Source organism: Duganella violaceipulchra, from assembly GCF_019166075.1.
Classification (GTDB): Bacteria; Pseudomonadota; Gammaproteobacteria; order Burkholderiales; family Burkholderiaceae_D; genus Rugamonas; species Rugamonas violaceipulchra.
On record NZ_JAHTGR010000189.1, the window covers coordinates 1 to 289 of the forward strand.

At 69.9% G+C, this 289-nt stretch carries 1 protein-coding gene; it reads right to left on the reverse strand.

Annotated features, from left to right (window positions below; translation table 11 throughout):
- Window positions 1-289: hypothetical protein (locus tag KVP70_RS35915; RefSeq protein ID WP_217946764.1), on the reverse strand; the 289-nt coding region annotated here is incomplete at both ends.

Consider the following 289-nt stretch of genomic DNA (forward strand, 5'->3'; position numbering starts at 1 on the left):
GTGCTCAGCGAGCTTGCCTGGGCGGTGGTCAGCGCGACGATCTGGTTGGTGGTCAAACCGGATACGGCGGCGGTGCTCAGCGCGGCGATCTGGTTGGTCGACAGCGCGGCAACCTGCGCCGTGGCCAAGCCCACCAGCTGGGCGCTGCGCAAGGCGGCGACATTCGCGGTGGTCAGGCCGACGATGTCGGCGGTCTCGATGGCGCCGATGGCGTTGCTGCTCAGCGCGGCAACCTGGGCCGAAGCCAGGCTGCTCAGCTGGGCCGAGGTCAGCGCGACGACCTGGTTGG